Source organism: Lachnospira pectinoschiza (assembly GCF_020564355.1).
GTDB lineage: Bacteria > Bacillota > Clostridia > Lachnospirales > Lachnospiraceae > Lachnospira > Lachnospira intestinalis.
Genome location: NZ_JAJCRR010000001.1, coordinates 482169 through 499886, shown reverse-complemented (window position 1 = coordinate 499886; position 17718 = coordinate 482169). Strand labels below are relative to the sequence as shown.

Annotated in this window: 15 protein-coding genes; 2 read left to right on the top strand and 13 right to left on the bottom strand. The window is 43.4% G+C overall.

Annotated elements, in window-relative coordinates:
- Window positions 1-60: 60 nt before the first annotated feature.
- The 9 genes from LI288_RS02360 to LI288_RS02320 all read right to left on the bottom strand — a co-directional run bounded on the left by LI288_RS02360 (window position 61) and on the right by LI288_RS02320 (window position 8816).
- Complete coding sequence (locus tag LI288_RS02360; protein WP_227089300.1) at window positions 61-966, bottom strand: LytR/AlgR family response regulator transcription factor; 906 nt, start codon at window positions 964-966, stop codon at window positions 61-63.
- Between the two features lie 13 nt (window positions 967-979).
- Entirely contained in the window at window positions 980-1360 is a 381-nt protein-coding gene (locus tag LI288_RS02355; protein WP_227089299.1) for a hypothetical protein, read from the bottom strand.
- On the bottom strand, window positions 1338-2324 hold the full coding sequence (gene floA / locus LI288_RS02350; protein WP_227089298.1) for a flotillin-like protein FloA: 987 nt from the start codon (window positions 2322-2324) through the stop codon (window positions 1338-1340). The genes LI288_RS02355 and floA overlap by 23 nt, the downstream gene beginning before the upstream one ends.
- 73 nt (window positions 2325-2397) lie before the next feature.
- A complete protein-coding gene (locus tag LI288_RS02345; protein WP_022432298.1) occupies window positions 2398-2886 on the bottom strand; it encodes an NfeD family protein in 489 nt (162 codons plus the stop codon).
- A gap of 139 nt (window positions 2887-3025) precedes the next feature.
- Window positions 3026-3844: a sensor histidine kinase gene (locus LI288_RS02340; RefSeq protein ID WP_022432299.1), complete on the bottom strand. Its 819-nt coding sequence runs from the start codon at window positions 3842-3844 to the stop codon at window positions 3026-3028.
- A complete protein-coding gene (locus LI288_RS02335; protein WP_227089297.1) occupies window positions 3844-6393 on the bottom strand; it encodes an ABC transporter permease in 2550 nt (849 codons plus the stop codon). Before LI288_RS02335 ends, LI288_RS02340 begins: the two co-directional genes overlap by 1 nt.
- Entirely contained in the window at window positions 6393-7073 is a 681-nt protein-coding gene (locus tag LI288_RS02330) for an ABC transporter ATP-binding protein (protein WP_022432301.1), read from the bottom strand. Before LI288_RS02330 ends, LI288_RS02335 begins: the two co-directional genes overlap by 1 nt.
- Before the next feature lie 94 nt (window positions 7074-7167).
- Window positions 7168-8151: a sensor histidine kinase gene (locus tag LI288_RS02325; RefSeq protein WP_227089296.1), complete on the bottom strand. Its 984-nt coding sequence runs from the start codon at window positions 8149-8151 to the stop codon at window positions 7168-7170.
- Complete coding sequence (locus LI288_RS02320; RefSeq protein WP_227089295.1) at window positions 8148-8816, bottom strand: response regulator transcription factor; 669 nt, start codon at window positions 8814-8816, stop codon at window positions 8148-8150. Before LI288_RS02320 ends, LI288_RS02325 begins: the two co-directional genes overlap by 4 nt.
- A 160-nt stretch (window positions 8817-8976) precedes the next feature.
- On the opposite strand from LI288_RS02320, the gene LI288_RS02315 reads away from it, so the two are divergent.
- Together LI288_RS02315 and LI288_RS02310 are read left to right on the top strand one after the other, a co-directional pair.
- The gene (locus LI288_RS02315) at window positions 8977-10206 is read left to right on the top strand and encodes an NAD(P)-dependent oxidoreductase (RefSeq protein WP_022432304.1); all 1230 of its coding nucleotides are present in this window, start codon (window positions 8977-8979) and stop codon (window positions 10204-10206) included.
- 264 nt (window positions 10207-10470) lie between these two features.
- Complete coding sequence (locus LI288_RS02310) at window positions 10471-12633, top strand: immunoglobulin domain-containing protein (RefSeq protein WP_227089294.1); 2163 nt, start codon at window positions 10471-10473, stop codon at window positions 12631-12633.
- Between the two features lie 112 nt (window positions 12634-12745).
- Here the strand turns inward: LI288_RS02310 and LI288_RS02305 are convergent, their stop codons facing one another.
- From LI288_RS02305 to LI288_RS02290, 4 genes are all read right to left on the bottom strand, one after another.
- Window positions 12746-14461 (bottom strand): methyl-accepting chemotaxis protein, encoded by a 1716-nt coding sequence (locus tag LI288_RS02305; RefSeq protein ID WP_227089293.1) that lies wholly within the window; start codon window positions 14459-14461, stop codon window positions 12746-12748.
- 226 nt (window positions 14462-14687) lie between these two features.
- Complete coding sequence (locus tag LI288_RS02300) at window positions 14688-16106, bottom strand: oxaloacetate decarboxylase subunit alpha (protein WP_022432307.1); 1419 nt, start codon at window positions 16104-16106, stop codon at window positions 14688-14690.
- A 26-nt stretch (window positions 16107-16132) separates the two neighbouring features.
- Window positions 16133-17284: a sodium ion-translocating decarboxylase subunit beta gene (locus LI288_RS02295; RefSeq protein WP_022432308.1), complete on the bottom strand. Its 1152-nt coding sequence runs from the start codon at window positions 17282-17284 to the stop codon at window positions 16133-16135.
- Window positions 17285-17321: 37 nt separating this feature from the next.
- Complete coding sequence (locus LI288_RS02290) at window positions 17322-17684, bottom strand: biotin/lipoyl-containing protein (protein WP_227089292.1); 363 nt, start codon at window positions 17682-17684, stop codon at window positions 17322-17324.
- Window positions 17685-17718: the final 34 nt, after the last annotated feature.

Below are 17718 nucleotides of genomic sequence, written 5' to 3'. Positions count from 1 at the left end.
TGCAACATCTATGGATTTATAACGCAAAACAGATTTACGGAAAATGTGTACTGCCCCGTACTATCCGTAAATCTGTTTAATCTCCTCAAAATGTTCTTTTGTAATCAGCGCATCTTTTTGTGTTCCTTTGAATTTGACAACATACGTCCACCTGCCATACGGCTCAATGGATTTAATTTTTGAAACATTAATCAGATACGACTTGTGGCTTCTAAGGAAACCTGTGTCCGAAAGCTTTTCTTCCAGCTCGCTGATTGCCATGCTGGTCGTAAACGGTTCTGCATCTGCCGTATAAAGAATCGTGGCATTGTTCTCACGCTCTACAAAAATAATGTCGTCTTTATCAAAAAAACGCACGCTTTCTTTGCCCTTAATCAGGATTTTATCTTTCTCGTGAAGCTTCTCCCGCGCTTTTTCGGACGGTATATCTGCCTTTTTGGACCCGGACGGTACTTCTGACGGATTCTGATTCTGACAGATATTGATACTGTCCGTGTCACCTATGTTGTCTTTTACACTGCCGCCGTTATTATTACCGTTGCTATCATTTATATTGTTTACGGCGTCCATATCATTTTTACTGACGCCCTGATACTGACTTTCATAACTACGCTGTATCCGCTCCAGTGTATGCTGAATCCGTTCCATATCAAATGGCTTTACCAGATAGTCAAACGCATACAGTTCAAACGCATTGGACATATACTCCGAATATGCCGTTGCAAAAATGATTTTCGTATCCGGCGCAGACTGTGCAATTACCTTTGCACAGTCTATTCCGCTGCTGCCCTTAATCTCAATATCCATAAACACAACCTCAGGCTGCGTTTCGTGAAAAGCCAGCAGGGCATCTGTCATGCTGTCACATTCGCTGACAACACAAAATGCCGGATTCCGTTCTATGACCCTGCGCAAAATCAAGCGGATATGAGCCTCATCGTCTACAAGCATTACCTTGATTGCCATGTCATTTTCCCTTTCAAATCGTGTGTCTGTTTCTTCTGTGTCTTCTTTTACATACCGGTTCTGCAAGAATCTCGGATAATACAACTGCCTGTCTTAATACTTCTGTATCCATGCCGCCAGATATTCCCTCAAATCCTGTTTTACCTGCACGGTGCATATCCTGTGCACAGGACATGCCGTCCGGCATGGTATGAACTTCCTGCCGCGGCTGTGCCTGCTGCTGTGTGGATGGCAGCGGCGGAGCAGCAGACTGCCGGTTCCCCGGCTGTCCGCCAAGCTGTCTGACAACCTGTGCGCCTAACTGCCCGCCAAGTTCACTGCCTGCTGCTTTCAGTCTTGCCGCAATCGTCTTTTTTAACTGCTGCTGGCTGCTATAAGACATCTTTTGGTTCATGTGCATCACCCTCTAAAATCTTCTTTGCATTAATGTCTTCTCTTGCGATATTTTCACGCATTTTCGTATCTGCCTTGATATTCTGCATATCATAGTAATCCATGATGCCTAACTTGCCTTCACGCAGTGCGTATGCCAGTGCCTTTGGTACTTCGGCTTCGGCTTCTACAACGTAAGCGCGCATTTCCTGTTCCTTTGCAACCGCCATTGCACGGCGTTCCTCTGCTTTTGCCTGTGCGATATTTTTGTCGGCCTCTGCCTGAAGACTCTGTAAATGTGCACCAATGTTTCGTCCGATGTCGACATCCGCAATGTCGATGGAAAGAATTTCAAATGCAGTTCCCGCATCCAATCCCTTTGATAATACCAGCTTTGAAATATCGTCCGGATTTTCAAGCACTCTCTTGTGTTCTGCTGCCGAACCTACCGTTGTAACAATACCTTCACCGATACGTGCGATAATCGTTGCTTCACCGGCACCGCCAACCAGACGTTCCAGATTTGTTCTTACAGTGACTCTTGCCTTTACAAGCAGTTCAATACCATCCTTTGCCACAGCTGAAATATTCGGTGTTTCAATCACCTTCGGATTAACGCTCATCTTTACGGCTTCTAAGACATTTCGTCCCGCAAGATCAATTGCCGCCGCCTTTTCAAACGGTAAATCAATGCCTGCACGTTCTGCAGCAATCAGCGCATCAACAACGCCGTCTACGTTACCGCCTGCAAGGTAATGTGCTTCTAACTGGTTGACCTGCAATGCGATACCGGCTTTGGTTGCCTTAATGAGCGGAAGAATAATTCTTGCCGGGACAACACGTCTTAAACGCATACCAATCAGTGTGAAAATGCCAACCCGCACTCCGGATGCCATCGATGAAATCCACAGTCCCACCGGAACAAACGAGAAAAACATAATCAAAATAAATACTACTACTGCTGCAACAATAATCGGTCCTACCATAACCTTTAACCCCTTTCTGTGTATGCATATTTTCATTTATTAATACAAAATGGCTGCCCATTTGAATTAATCTCTACTCCTGTCTTGCCTTTCTGACGACAAGTGATGAATTGCTGATTTTGTAAATCTCCACCAGTGTGCCTTTTTCTAAAAACGCACCGTCGGAAATCACATCAAACTCTACATCTTCTATCCGTACTTTCCCTGCCGGATGTAAATCCGTGGTTACAACTCCTTTTTTTCCTACAAGATACTGTAAATCCGTCGAACTTATGTAACCTTCTTCTTTATTCATTCTATCATTCAGAATAATCGGTGTCTTTAACCTGCCCTTTGCAAGCAGTGTAACCAGCGTAAATATCAAAACTGCAAGCAGCAATAAAACGACTGCTACGATAATAACAGCTTCCTGCACGCTGTCTGCGATTAAAAACACACCGGCGACCAGACAACACCCTCCTAAAATTCCCGGCGCGCCAAAGCCCGGTATAAGAGTTTCAATTCCCACAAAAAGAAAGCCCGCCGCCAGCAGTACAATTCCCAAAATCATAAAACCGTCCATTGCCCTTCTCCTTTCCTTTTCGCTTCTTTTTTTCTTTCTGTTTACAGTATATACAAAAAGCACCGAAAGGAAAGACATAATCACGCAATACCGCATCTTTTATCCGCAACTGTCACTTTTTGATATGCAACTGTCATTTTTATTTTGGAAGTGTCACGTCAAATTCTGTTTTTCCCGGTACAGAAGTAACGGTAATCGTGCCACGATACTGCCCTGCAAGCTTCCGCACCATCCACAGCCCCAGTCCGTGGCCTTCTTCCTTTTTGCTTGAATACCCCTTCTTAAAAATCAGTTCCCGCTTATTTTCCGGTATAACCGGACCATTATTGTATACAATAAACAAATACTGTTTTTCATTTTCCTGAATACACAGATGTACCTTTTTCTCTCCGTCCATGCCAGACACCGCCGTAAAGGCATTGTCGATTAAATTGCCAAGAATCCGGCACACTTCCCACTGCTCCATGGAAAGTGCCGCCAGATCTGACGACACTTCCACAAAAAATGTAATCTGCTGCTTCTGCGCATACTCCATTTTTGCCTGAAGCAGGGCATTGACCGCCGGTTTTTTCGTCCGCAGTGCTTTTCCGATCCGCGCTATGTCCTCATAGAGCGGATGCAGATACCGGTACGCTTCTTCATATTCTTCCAGTTCAAGCAATCCGTAAACGACCTGCATTTCATTTAAGTATTCATGCCGCTGTGCGCGCAGTTTTAAATTAAGATGTTCCAGATTTTTAAAATTTTCCTGTAAATTAACAATATAAAACTTATCCAGTAAAAATGTCGATAAAATAATACTGATATTGCACACCAGTAACATTCCCATAAAAACATAAACCGCAAGCGGCAGTGTTCCATACAGCCCAAGCCCCGCCGCAATCCAGAATACAATACTGATAAAAAACTGGATATACGCCGGAACCTGAATTTTTCTGCGCAGTTTTTTCCATTCCATTAAATATTTTCCTCTTTAATACACCCGATCAGATTTAATTTCTGAAGCTTTTTCTTAGAGTATATCATAGTTACAAATACAATGAAATAGACGCTTAGTACTGAAATTAAAATTGCCATCCACGGAATATCCAATACCAGCACCTGTACGTTGTTAATCGTTTTGGCAATCCAGACGGATATAAGCACAGACACCGGAATCCCATATAACAGGGCTTTAGAGCCGTACATCAGACACTCAAAATACAGCATTTTGCCAAAACCCTGCTCCGTCATGCCGATGGATTTTAACATGGCAAATTCCCTGCGCCGCAGCATCATATTGGTAGAAATGGTGTTGAATACATTTGCCATGGCTATCAGCGACATCAATACTAAAAATCCGTATGAGAATACTTTTACCACATAAATAATACTTCTGTAGGATTCGTATTCCATTGCCTCATCGACCAGACTATAGCGGAAATACTGACCATTGTCTTTGAGAATTTTCTGCATCTGTTCATACACCGCCATATGGTCTGTCGTCTTAAAATAAGTTATCAGTCCGCCCTGCTGGCACTGCGTTTTTTCCATGAGTTTTTCTGCCATGGTGCGTGAACACAGCATAATATCATTCTGATAGCGCAGGTCGGTCTGCACCGCATACGGCAGCTTATCCACCGTTCTTCCGATATCAAAATCAATATCTGCCGCCTGTTTTTCTTCCTGCTCATTTTCATCTTCCGCAACCGGATAAAAGCATGCCTTTAATGTAAATGCCTGATTTGCAAAAACCGTATAATCCTTTCGTTTTCCGGTCTTTGTATCCGTCACACGGCGGTTGGTGTAGAGCAGATAGACCGGATTTTTTGCATTCATATACGTATCCTTTGATAATCCGTTCTGTTGTAAATATCGTTCATACAAATCATCTGCGATGCCGTAGACAAACATCTGAGTTTTTCCATCATTATAGGAAACCGAAGCATTTTCACTTTTCTTGCGCTCTGTTTTGTATTCTTCTGTGAGATATTCGCTGTTTTCGTCCGCTTTGTACCAGAACAGCCCCGCAGACAATGTGGTTGAACTTTCTTTTACACCCTGTACCTGTTTTAATTTTTCAATGACCGCTTCTTCTTTTTCGCTGTCTGCCAGGAAGCCGGAACAGTAATAAATATCGTATTCCCCAAGCTTATAATTTTCCTCGACCATAAGCACAAGGTATTTGCCAAATGCGCTTTCCGATACAAACATGACGATACTGACAAACAGTGAAAATATGGTGGTGCGGTATCTTTTGCCGCTTCTTTTAAAGTTCTTGCGGCTGATTACGCCTTCGACGCCGAACAGCTTCTGGAATATTTTAGAACATCTGACCTTTCTGCGGCTTAACTGAATATCGCCGTTCTGGCGGATTGCCTCAATCGCAGACATTCTTGAAATCCGTATCATCGGGATAAACGTTGAAATCAGCACTGTAAATAAAGATACGACTGCTGCCGCCACAATCGCCGCAGGTGTCGGATACAATTTCATTTCACCGAGGGATACCATGCTTGCCGCAATGCTTTTCATACTGGCACGCACACCGAAAAGGGTAATGCCGATTCCCGCAACGCCCACTAAAATTCCCAGCGGGATTCCTGCAATGCTGACTAAAAATGCCTCGGAAAGCACACATTTACGAAGCTGTGCTTTAGTCGCCCCCACAGAAGAGAGCAGTCCGAACTGCTTTGTCCGTTCATTTAACGAAATGACAAAGGAATTGTAAATTAAAAGCACCGAAGCCCCGACAACCAGTACAATCACAATCACCGCTATCGTTGTAATAAAAGAGTAATAGGAAGAATACACGGATATTCCTGTCAGTCTTAACAGTCCGGGATTGTAGCCGGTTTCATAGGATGCATCGCTGTACCGTTTTAAAACCGCAAACGTATTCTTCGGATTTTTCACCCGAATGTAAACATCGGCACTTTCAATATTCTTTGTATTTTCATCGTATTTTGTATACACTACATAGCTGCTTGTGCTGCCGACATTAAAACCTGCGTCCTCATACAGACCGACTACCGTATATCCCTGTGTGTCCGCAAGTTCCGGTTCAATCGTATCGCCCACCTTGCAGTCCGCAAGAATACCGCTTGTAATCAAATCACTTGCAACTACAATTTCTTTTGAATTTTCCGCCATTCTGCCTTCTGTAAGCTCCAATGGGAGGCTGATTTCATTTTCATCACTGAATGCCTTGACTCTGATCTGATGTCCGTCCTGTTCTTCAATGGTACTGCCGATATTGTACATCAGACGTTCTGATAAAATGTCACTGTCCTGCCTGATTTTTTCCAGCCCTTCCTTTAAATCGACCTGCTCAATCACGCCGTACCAGTTGCCCGATTCTTTGATTTTATAATCCAGCATACTTTTATGCAGGCTGGCGATAAAGACCGTAATTGCCGTAATCAACGCCGCTGACAGCATAATGCCGATAATCGTTACCAGTGTACGCACTTTGTTTTTTACCATTTGCCGGTAAGTCATTTTTAAAAAAATATGATTCTGTCCCATTAGCGGATCACCTCATCTCTTGTGATTCTGCCGTCGGAAATCTCAATAATACGGTCCGCCTGCAGGGCGATGTTTTCATCATGCGTAATGACAACCAGTGTCTGATTGTACTTTTTATTTGACAGCTTTAACAGTTCCATAATTTCATGGCTGTTGGCAGAGTCAAGATTTCCGGTTGGTTCATCCGCTAACAGCAGTGCCGGGTCATTCATCAGTGCACGCCCGATAGAAACTCTCTGCTGCTGCCCGCCGGATAACTGGTTCGGCAGATGATTTTCCCTTCCTTTTAAATGCAACACAGTCAAAAGCTCCTCTAACCGTTCCTCATCGACCTTTCTGCCGTCCATTAACACGGGCAGTGTGATATTTTCCACGACATTCAGCACCGGAATCAGGTTGTAAAACTGATAAATCAGCCCGACCTCCCTGCGCCTGAAAATTGCAAGCTGTGTATCATTTCTTGCATAGACATCATTGCTGTCCACATAGACATGCCCACCATCCGGTCTGTCTACACCGCCAATCAGATGCAGAAGTGTAGACTTTCCCGAACCGGACGGTCCTACAATCGCCACAAACTGCCCGCGCTTCACACTGAAGGACACGTTATCCAATGCCTTAAAGCTGTTTTCTCCTTTTCCGTAAATCTTTGTTAAATTTTCTACTTTCAAAATATCCATTGACTGCCTCCTGTGTTTTAGATTTCAGTCTAAATTGTAGGACAGTCCGGTGACTGTGCCATGACTTTTATATGACAAATCTGTCACTTTTCGTTTAAGGCAGCATTTTATAAAAACAGATTTGAAATTCCGCACCGCCGTTTTTTGCGTTAAATACCTTTATCGTTCCATTCTGCCTGCGAACAATCTCTGCTGCCAGTGAAAGTCCGATACCCACTCCTGTATTTTCCGTTCCTTTGCCACGGTAAAACCGCTCAAACAGGTGTGGTAAATCTTCTTTTTGAATTCCTGTTCCGTTGTCACGCACGATGATTTCCGTGTAAATCGGATTTTCCTGCGCCTCTATCTGAATCTGCCCGCCGGACGGTGTGTGTTCCATGCAGTTTTTCACAATATTTTCCAGCGCTTCTTTTGTCCACTGGAAATCTCCCGTAAAGGATACATTTTCTGCAATATCGTATGTCAAAAGCACCTCTTTTAATTCAAGCTGTACCGCCATGCCCTCAAATACCGTATCTGCCAGCTTTTTTACGGACACCGGTGCATTTTGAAACTGCACGACACCCGCATCGAATTTGGAAAGCTTTAAGAGTGTCGTTATGAGTTCTTCGACATGCGAGAGTGCATTGGATAACTTGCCGCTTAAATGCAGGCGTTCTTCATATGTAAGTTTTTCTTCCATTAAAAATGACAAAATAATATTCACGCTGGTCAGCGGTGTCTTTAACTGGTGCGAAATATCCGCCATGGCATTCATCAGATACCGTTTGTCCTGTCCCAGCTGCACCGCCTGTTCGTTTAAACGGATTACCAGCTTGTGAAGCTGATTCTGCAAAATACTTAAATCACCCTCCTGATACTCCTCAAATGCCGTTGTATAATCTCCCCGCAGAACGCGGTCTATCTGCGCATAAATTTCCCGGATTTTCTTTCTGCGCCTGTATTCGCCCTCCGCATGGATTCCCATATATAAAATTCCCGTGGGAAGCACTATCCACCATGCCCGGCTTATCCATGCCGCCAATATTGAAGCTGTAAACACAACACCTTCTGCAATCCATTCACCGTTTCTTTTCATAGACGATACCCCATTCCACGCACCGTCTTAATTAACTCCGGATGGGACGGGTCTTCTTCTATCTTTTCCCGCAGCCGCTTAATATAAACTGTCAGCGTGTTGTCATTAACAAATTCTCCTGCCACGTCCCAGATTTCCGAGAGCAGACGGCCTCTTGATAAAACCACACCCTTATTGTTAAAAAATATCAGTAACAGGCGGTATTCGAGTGCTGACAGTGCCAGCTCCTCTCCGTTACGGTATACGATTCCCTTAACCGTATCCACGGTGATACTGCCCTCTTTTAACAGCTTCTGGCTCTTTCCTGTCCGCCTTAACACACTGCGGATTCTTGAAACCAGCTCCCGCGGACGGAACGGCTTATTGATATAGTCATCTGCGCCCATATCCAGTCCCGTCACGACACTGTATTCATCGCCCGATGCCGTAAGGAAAATGACCGCCGCCGTGGATTTTTCCTTTGCCGCCGCACAGACTGCATATCCATTGCCGTCTGCTAACGATATATCAATTAAGAGCAAATCATATTCCCTTGTTTCAAGTTTTTCAATCGCTTCCCGCTGCCCCGCTACCGCTTCTACGATAAAATTTTCATTTTTTAAAAAGCTGCTTAAATAATCTACAATATCCCTGTCATCTTCAACCAGCAAAATTTTTTCCTGCACGCTTTTTCCGCCTTTCGCACTTTTTACCTCGTTTATATATCTTTTATCATCATAACAGTCCACCGAAAGTTCGTCAAATAATTAACTCTGCTTTTCTTTATGATAAGAACGTGCTATGATAGTTTTGTAATGATTTTTCTCAAGGGGAGGATTTTAAACTATGGCGTTACATATTATGGACGAAGCAAACAGATGCCTTCAGTGTAAGGTTCCGCAGTGTCAGAAGGGGTGTCCGATTCACACCAACATTCCGCTGGCAATTCGCCTGTTAAAAGAAAACAAATTAAACGAAGCCGGAAAAATGCTTTTTGAAAACAATCCGCTGACAACCGTGTGCAGTCTTGTCTGCAACCATGAAAATCAGTGTGAGGGTCACTGCGTACTTGGCAGAAAAGGTGCGCCGGTTCATTTTTCCAGCATTGAAAATTATATTTCCACAACCTATGCCAACCAGATGACCAACGGTCCTGCTAAATCCAACGGCATGCGCGTTGCCATTATCGGTTCCGGTCCTGCCGGTATTACGATTGCGATTATTCTTGCACGATACGGCTATCAGGTTACTATTTTTGAAGGAAAGGACAAGATTGGCGGTGTATTACGCTACGGCATCCCGGAATTTCGTCTGCCAAAGAGCGTCTTAGACGATATTGAATACCGCCATCTTGAATTAAAGGGCATTAAAATCCGCCCGAATACGACAATCGGCGGTGCTATCGGCATTGACGATTTATTCCGTGACGGCTATAAGGCAATTTTCGTCGGTACGGGTGTATGGAAGCCGAATACCCTGCATATTAAAGGTGAAACCTTTGGCAATGTCCACTTCGGTATCAATTACTTAAACAATCCTGACAGCTACCGCTTAGGCAAGCGTGTCATCGTCATCGGTGCCGGAAATGCCGCTATGGATGTGGCAAGAACCGCTATCCGCAAGGGTGTGGAGCATTTAACCTGCTTTTCTATCACAAAAGAGGTCGCCGCCAGCCACTATGAATTCAGCTATGCCCAGTTAGAGGGTGTCCAGTTTGAATACAATAAGCGTCCGGTTGAAATTAAGGATAACGGTGTTATCTTTATTGATGTTATTGAAAATGAAGATGGTACCTTTACAGATGTTGAAGGCACTGAAAAGCTTTACGAAGCCGACAGCACGATTATTTCTATCAGTCAGGGACCGCAGAACCGTATTGTCAATACCACCGAAGGCTTAAAATCCACAGCCAGGGGTCTTTTGGATGCCGATGAAACCGGTCACACTTCAAGACCGGGGATCTTTGCTTCCGGTGATGTTGTAAACGGTGCGCGTACTGTTGTTGAAGCTGTTGCCCACAGCAAGGTTGTAGCAGAATCCATGCACGAATATATGCAGAGCCTGCCAAAGGACTGATAATATATCAGGTACTATAACCGTCAACTGCTTGCTCTCTATCCGATTCACAGTCGGAAAAAGAGCAGCCGATTGACGGTTAAACGGTGTCTGGTATTCCTGCCGGACACTTTTTACTTTATGGAAATTTGTATCCCCCGTCCTATTCTTTCTATCTTTTTTCCTAGAATTCCCTTTTATCTTATCCCTTTATAACCACATACTTTTGCACTGCATTATGGTAAAATTTTATTGTATTTCTATTTTTAGGAGGAAAGGAAAATTATGAAACACAATTTTAAGAAAATTCTGTGCGTACTGCTTGCCTGTCTTATGGTGATTCCGTTCTGTACAGAATTTGCAAAGCTTCCGCAGATTTGGGCAGCTTCGTCCGACATCGTAGACATTCCCGATGTCAATATGAAAGCCGCTTTAAACAGCGCTTTAAACGTTGAAGATTCTTCTGCCGATATTACAAAGGAACAGCTTGAATCGCTCACTGCTTTAAAATTAACAAATTCTGACGACACACACATTACCGACTACACAGGTCTTGAGTACTGTGTGAATCTGAAAACCTTACGGATTACCGATTCCGAACTTACGGTACTGCCGGATATTACGGCATTAACAAAACTGCACTTTCTGGATTTAAGTGACTGCTACAACCTGACAGATATTTCTAAAATTCCGGTAACGGATACTTTAAATGATGTAGAACTCGAAAAATGCACATCTGTAAATGATATCAGCCCGTTAAAAGCAGTTCCGTCTATCACAAGACTTTGTCTGGACGGTGTTAAAATCACCGATAAAAACGCTGATTCTAATGCGGACACAATTTCAAGCCTTACGAATCTGAAATATCTGGATTTAGCATACGCTTATGTAACAGACGAGTATTCTTCAATGTTTGATTCGCTTACAAAGCTTGAAACCTTAATTCTGGCATATAACCGTTTTTCAAATGTTGATTTCCTGTTGTCACACAACGGTACTTTAAAGGAACTGACACTTTACGGCTGTCCAGTTGCCAATGACATGACCGACACACTCGGACAAATGACCAGCTTAAAAACACTGGGTATCAGCTCTACAAATATTATGGACTACCGCTTTATGTCCCGTCTGCCGCATTTAACCAACTGGCCTATCCGTATGGCAGAAGGAAGTGATTCCTTCCCGACCAGACCATACACTAAAATTGTAAAGGAATTTCTGCCATATACACAGGAAACCTGTGTAATTGACAACCCGGTTATCAATATTGACGGCACACCTGTCGCTCCGGTTGAAGCAGACGGATACACTTTTGATGCGTCATCCAATCAGATTATACTGGATACAACACTTGTGGACAGCGGTTCCCGCTTATATTATTATATTGACTATCATTTTACTATTACCACGCCTGCGGGATATGACATTGTTATGCACCCGCTTGTTGCCGTTTATGTCAGCAAAACAAGTGCACCGGATCCTATTAAGCTTTTCACCCAGCCGAAATCCTTTAAGGGAATTACCGGCAGCAGTTATTCTTTAAATGTTGCTGTACAGGGAACGGGCGGTTCTAATCAATATCAGTGGTATAAAGACGGTACGGCTCTTACCGGTGAAACTTCATCTACACTGAATTTCTCTGCACTTGCCGAAAGTGATGCCGGAGCTTACACCGTTGTCGTTTCTAACGGTGTAAGCAGTGTCACAAGCGACACCGCAACCGTTACGGTTATGCCTAGACTTCAGATTTCCGCACAGCCTGCTTCTCTTTCACTGACAGAGGGGGAGAGCGGGGAACTCTCTGTTACGGCTTCCGGCTACGGAACATTATCTTATCAGTGGTTTAAAAACGGTTCTGCCATAACCAATGCAACGGCTTCTTCTATCCGCTTTGATAATATTTCAGGCAATGATGCGGGAAGCTACTATGTCGTTGTATATGATGACAACAGCTCTACCATGAGCAGCGCTGCAAATATAACCGTTACTACAAAACCAACACAGCCGGTTACAAAGCCAACCGAAACCGCTACGACAGAAGCGGCTACGACTCAGCCTGTTACGAAGCCGGCTGAAAATGCTACAACGGAAGCGGCTACGACTCAGCCTGTTACGAAGCCGACTGAAAATGCTACAACGGAAGCGGCTACGACTCAGCCTGCTACGAAGCCGACTGAAAATGCTACAACGGAAGCGGCTACGACTCAGCCTGCTACAAAACCGGCTCAACCTGCTACAACAGCGGCTGTCCAGCCTGCAACTTCTACCAAAACAACAACAGCCACAAAAACTGCCGCTGCTTCAACAGATACTGCGACACAAAACAACACACAGGAACCGGCTACCGGTGATACAACATCTGTCGCTGTCTACGGACTTCTTCTTTTTGCCGCTGTTCTTGGCTGTGTAACACTGCTGATTACAAACAAAAAGAAAATGGATAAATAAATACATACAACAGTTATAACCGTTGTATTGACACAAAAAACAAATGACATAAAAATAAGATAAAATAAAAAATATCCCGGCTTTGCAGTCTGCCTAAGCCGGGATATTTTTACTATGCATACAGTTTGAATTTTCTTACCAGTGTATCCAGTTCTTCTGCCTTGGCGGATAACTGTTCGCTGATTGCCGCACTTTCTTCTGATGAAGAAGCCGTATTCTGTACTGCCGCCGATAACTGGTCGATTCCCTGATTGACCTGTTCTAAGGCAGATGCCTGATTGACGGCTGTTTCATTAATCTGATGTGCCACATCTGCAAAGGTGTTCATGCTCGCAATTACTCTGTCAAAAGACTGGGAAACGGTTTCCGTAACTGCATTGCCTTTTTCAATTTCCTGAACGGTTTTGCTGATTAATTCCTTGGTTTCTGCCGCAGAATTGGCACTGTCTGCCGCCAGCTTACCAATCTGGTCTGCAACAACCGCAAAGCCTTTTCCGGCTTCTCCGGCTCTTGCTGCTTCAATTGAAGCATTTAATGAAAGCAGATTTGTCTGTGAAGCAATACTTTCTATTGTTACAATAATATTATCGATTTTGCTGGAGATTTCATAAATACGGCGCATTTCATCGGTCAATTCTTTCACCTTTTCCTTTTCCTGCTCTGCATCTGAAACGGTCTTTTGAATATCATCATATGCCTGCTGCGTTTCCCTGGCACTTTCCGTTGCCATATTGGCTACCGAAGTCACTGTAGCATCTAACTGCTGGATTGCACTTGCCTGATCAGTTGCGCCCTCTGCAAGTGCCTGCGAAGACTGGGATATACCGTTTGCCCCTTCTTCAACCTCATCCGCACTTGTCTGGATATTCGTCAGAGTACTGTTAAAACGCTTTAAGATATGTACAAAAGACTCTTTAATACTTGCAAAATCACCGAGGAAATCTGTAATCTCATCGCTGTCCTCTGTCAAATCGCCGGTTGCCATACGCTGTAAGATTGCTGAAATCTCATTTACATAATCGGAGAGATTTTTCGTTGTACCGCGCAGTGCATCCGCAAGCTGTCCGATTTCATTTTCAGATTCATAGGTAATCCGTTCTCCGACAGACATATCTCCGCTGTACATGATTTTGGCTGCTTCTGTAATCTCCTGTACCGGTTCTACAATAGCACTGGCCATCTTGCGTGTAACACGCAGTCCGAATACCACGTCTGCGATAAGCAGTAAAATACCTGCCACGGTCATTCCGACACCAGTATATTTTGACATCGTATAATAATTAACCGCAGTCTTATCAATCGAGTTTTCCAGCTGTTCAGAAAGGCTTTTAATGTCATTTACAATCGGCAGATATGTATTATTATTTAATTCAACCGCCTCGCTGTAACGACCTGCCTTAATCTGTGTCATTAACGTGCTTCTGACCTTTTCGCCTTCATCAATCTTTGACGCTATCTGATTTAACAGCGCTGTACTTTCTGTATTCATCTTCCGGTTGTGCATCTGCTGTACAGAATCTGTAATCAGACTGACATCTTCTGTGACGGTCTTTTCAAAATTCACATAGCTGTTCCCAACCTGTGATGAATCCTCAGTCAGAATTCTGTTAATCGCACGCTGTAAATCCGTAATGCCGTAGCGCACTTTGCCTACACTGTCAATATTGGCAAGCGGACCGTTAAAAATACCGCTTACATTTCCCTTTACAATATTTAATCCCACAAGTAACAGTACCGCTATCACTGCCGCTACTGCAATAATAATGCCATGGGATATAAATAATTTTTTCTTTAGTGATAAGTTTTTGTATCTTTCATTTTGTTCCATTCTCGTTCTGTCTCCTTGTTTATGTTAAATACAGATTTTACTATACTTTTTTCCTGTATTCAAGGTGTTATGGGTATTTTTTCCTAAGAAAATTGTATTTTTTGTGTATTTCTATATGATACGAAAGCGCAATCTACAAAAAGGGAGATTCTTTTGAATCTCCCTTTATAAGCTAACTCAACAATGATATCCAATGATATCCGCTGCTGAATCCGGCATCAGATTATTATACCGGATATGTCTTATTTTCTGTATCCGCAGCCTTTGGGTCAACCTTTGTCTGCTGCGCTTCTCTGTACTTAAAGAATTCTTCTGCAACTGCCGGGAATAATGCGTATGATAATACGTCTTCATCCTGCTGTTTGTACTTCTGAACGACCGGGCTCTTTTTGAAGCCTTCTAACTGTGGCTCAATCAAGTCAGCCGGACGGCATGTAATCGGCTCTGTATCACCGATTGCCTTCTTCTGTACTTCTTTATTAAACGGCTTAACGGTACGTCCGAATTCACCTGCAAGAACCTTCTTGGATTCTTTTGTAATCATCTTGTAACGTTCACCCTGTAATACATTTAATACAGCCTGTGTACCGACAATCTGTGATGACGGTGTAACCAGAGGCGGTTCACCATAATCCTTACGAACTCTCGGAATTTCTTCAAGCACAGCCTGATACTTGTCTTCTGCACCTGCATCCTTTAACTGGGATACAAGATTTGATAACATACCACCCGGTACCTGATATAAGAGTGTCTTGATATTTACGCCAAGAACCTTTGTATTCATCAGACCTGTCTTTAACGCTTCCTCTCTCATCGGACGGAAGTATTCAGCGATTTCAGCCAGCAGATTCTGGTCAAGTCCTGTATCATACGGTGTGCCCTTAAAGGTTTCTACCATAACTTCTGTTGCAGGCTGGCTTGTACCCATTGAGAACGGTGAGATTGCTGTATCAATAACATCTGCACCGGCTTCTACTGCCTTTAAATAGGTCATGGAAGCAACACCGGATGTATAATGTGTATGCATCTGAATCGGCAGTGAAGAACCTTCCTTTAATGCCTGTACGAGTTCTGTTGCTTTATATGGAAGTAAAAGACCTGCCATATCCTTGATACAGATAGAGTCTGCACCCATATCTTCAATCTTCTTTGCTGTTTCTTTCCAATAATCCAGTGTATAGGCATCACCGATTGTATAAGAAAGTGCAATCTGTGCATGTCCTTTTTCTCTCTTAGCTGCCTTTACTGCTGTTTCAAGATTTCTTAAATCGTTAAAGCAGTCGAAAATACGGATAATATCAATACCGTTTGCAATAGACTTCTGTACGAAATATTCTACTACATCATCTGCATAATGATTGTATCCGAGGATATTCTGTCCTCTGAATAACATCTGTAATTTTGTATTTTTAAAACCATCTCTTAACTTACGAAGTCTTTCCCATGGGTCTTCTTTTAAGAATCTAAGAGATGCATCGAATGTCGCACCACCCCAGCACTCTACAGAATGATATCCGACTTTATCCATCTTATCGACAATCGGAAGCATCTGCTCTGTTGTCATTCTTGTAGCAATTAAGGACTGATGTGCATCACGCAATACGGTCTCAGTAATTTTTAAAGGTTTTTTCACCTGTTCTGCCATCTTTATATCCTCCATTAATATCTATTTTACATTACACCAAACATCGCCATAAACGTACCTGCGGCAACTGCAGTACCGATAACACCGGCTACGTTTGGTCCCATCGCATGCATTAACAGGAAGTTGGACGGATCTGCTTCCGTGCCGACCTTCTGTGATACTCGTGCTGCCATTGGAACGGCTGATACGCCGGCTGAACCAATCAGCGGATTTACCTTTCCGTGTGTTGCCTTGCACATAATCTTACCAAACAGTACACCGGCTGCCGTACCAAATGCAAACGCAACCAGACCTAATGCAACAATCTTTAAAGTATCAAGATTTAAAAATGCCTCTGCACTTGTTGTTGCACCGACAGATGTACCAAGAATAATAACAACAATGTACATTAATGCATTTGATGCTGTTTCTGTAAGCTGCTTTACAACACCGCTCTCTTTAAAGAGATTACCTAACATCAGCATACCAACGAGTGGAGCTGTTGTCGGAAGAATCATAACAACAACAATCGTTACAACGATTGGGAACAGAATCTTTTCCAGTTTGGATACAGGACGTAACTGTTCCATTTTAATCTTTCTTTCATCTTCTGTTGTTAAAAGCTTCATAATCGGTGGCTGGATAATCGGAACCAGTGACATATAAGAATATGCTGCCACCGCAATCGGTCCCATATATTTTGTCTGTCCTAATTTACCGGCAAGGAAGATAGATGTCGGTCCATCGGCACCACCGATAATAGAAATCGCTGCTGCTGCCTTATCCGGGAATCCCATAAAGATTGCCAGAATATATGCAGCGAAAATACCGAACTGCGCTGCCGCACCAAGCAGAAAGCTCTTTGGATTGGCAATCAGCGGTCCGAAATCTGTCATTGCACCAACACCAAGGAAAATCAAGGACGGTAAAATACTCCATTCATCCAGTAAATAGAAGTAATGCAGTAAACCACCCACACCATTGCTGGAATCCTCAATGGAAAGCATGATGTCCGGATAAAGATTGACAAGAAGCATACCAAAGGAAATCGGTACAAGAAGCAGAGGTTCGTATCCTTTTTTTATTGCTAAGTACAGGAAAATCAACGCAACAACAACCATGAGGTAATTGCCCCATGAAAGCCCGAAAAATGCGGTCTGCTGTACGAGGTTTCCCAATGTTTCTATAATATAACTCATTTTTTAACCTCCCGTTTCAATGATTCTGATAAAGAACTTAGTTCATGGAAACTAATACTTTACCTGTTTCAACGGAATCACCAACGGCACATTCTACTGTTGCAACAGTACCGTCCTGTGGTGCACAGATTTCATTTTCCATCTTCATGGCTTCAAGAACAACAAGTACATCACCCTTCTTTACAGCAGAGCCTGCTGCAACCGGTGTCTTTAAAATCTTACCCTGCATTGGAGCAGTTACCTTTACTGCACCCTGTGCGCCAGCCGGTGCTGCTTTCTTTGCTGCCTTCGGAGCAGCTTTCGGTGCGGCCTTTGCTGCCGGTGCTGCTGCGCTTCCTGTTCCTTCTTCTACTGTAACGTCATATACATTCCCATTCACTGTGATCGTATAATTTTTCATTGTTTCCTCCGTTCCACCGCGGTCTGCGGCTGAT

What these genes read in the sequence shown, in the direction of transcription:
- LI288_RS02305 (WP_227089293.1), bottom strand. Translation starts at nt 14,461, where the DNA reads ATGGAACAAAATGAAAGATACAAAAACTTATCACTAAAGAAAAAATTA.
- LI288_RS02335 (WP_227089297.1), bottom strand. Translation starts at nt 6,393, where the DNA reads ATGGGACAGAATCATATTTTTTTAAAAATGACTTACCGGCAAATGGTA.
- LI288_RS02295 (WP_022432308.1), bottom strand. Translation starts at nt 17,284, where the DNA reads ATGAGTTATATTATAGAAACATTGGGAAACCTCGTACAGCAGACCGCA.
- LI288_RS02345 (WP_022432298.1), bottom strand. Translation starts at nt 2,886, where the DNA reads ATGGACGGTTTTATGATTTTGGGAATTGTACTGCTGGCGGCGGGCTTT.
- floA (WP_227089298.1), bottom strand. Translation starts at nt 2,324, where the DNA reads ATGGTAGGACCGATTATTGTTGCAGCAGTAGTAGTATTTATTTTGATT.
- LI288_RS02325 (WP_227089296.1), bottom strand. Translation starts at nt 8,151, where the DNA reads ATGAAAAGAAACGGTGAATGGATTGCAGAAGGTGTTGTGTTTACAGCT.
- LI288_RS02340 (WP_022432299.1), bottom strand. Translation starts at nt 3,844, where the DNA reads ATGGAATGGAAAAAACTGCGCAGAAAAATTCAGGTTCCGGCGTATATC.
- LI288_RS02355 (WP_227089299.1), bottom strand. Translation starts at nt 1,360, where the DNA reads ATGAACCAAAAGATGTCTTATAGCAGCCAGCAGCAGTTAAAAAAGACG.
- LI288_RS02290 (WP_227089292.1), bottom strand. Translation starts at nt 17,684, where the DNA reads ATGAAAAATTATACGATCACAGTGAATGGGAATGTATATGACGTTACA.
- LI288_RS02360 (WP_227089300.1), bottom strand. Translation starts at nt 966, where the DNA reads ATGGCAATCAAGGTAATGCTTGTAGACGATGAGGCTCATATCCGCTTG.
- LI288_RS02315 (WP_022432304.1), top strand. Translation starts at nt 8,977, where the DNA reads ATGGCGTTACATATTATGGACGAAGCAAACAGATGCCTTCAGTGTAAG.
- LI288_RS02300 (WP_022432307.1), bottom strand. Translation starts at nt 16,106, where the DNA reads ATGGCAGAACAGGTGAAAAAACCTTTAAAAATTACTGAGACCGTATTG.
- LI288_RS02330 (WP_022432301.1), bottom strand. Translation starts at nt 7,073, where the DNA reads ATGGATATTTTGAAAGTAGAAAATTTAACAAAGATTTACGGAAAAGGA.
- LI288_RS02310 (WP_227089294.1), top strand. Translation starts at nt 10,471, where the DNA reads ATGAAACACAATTTTAAGAAAATTCTGTGCGTACTGCTTGCCTGTCTT.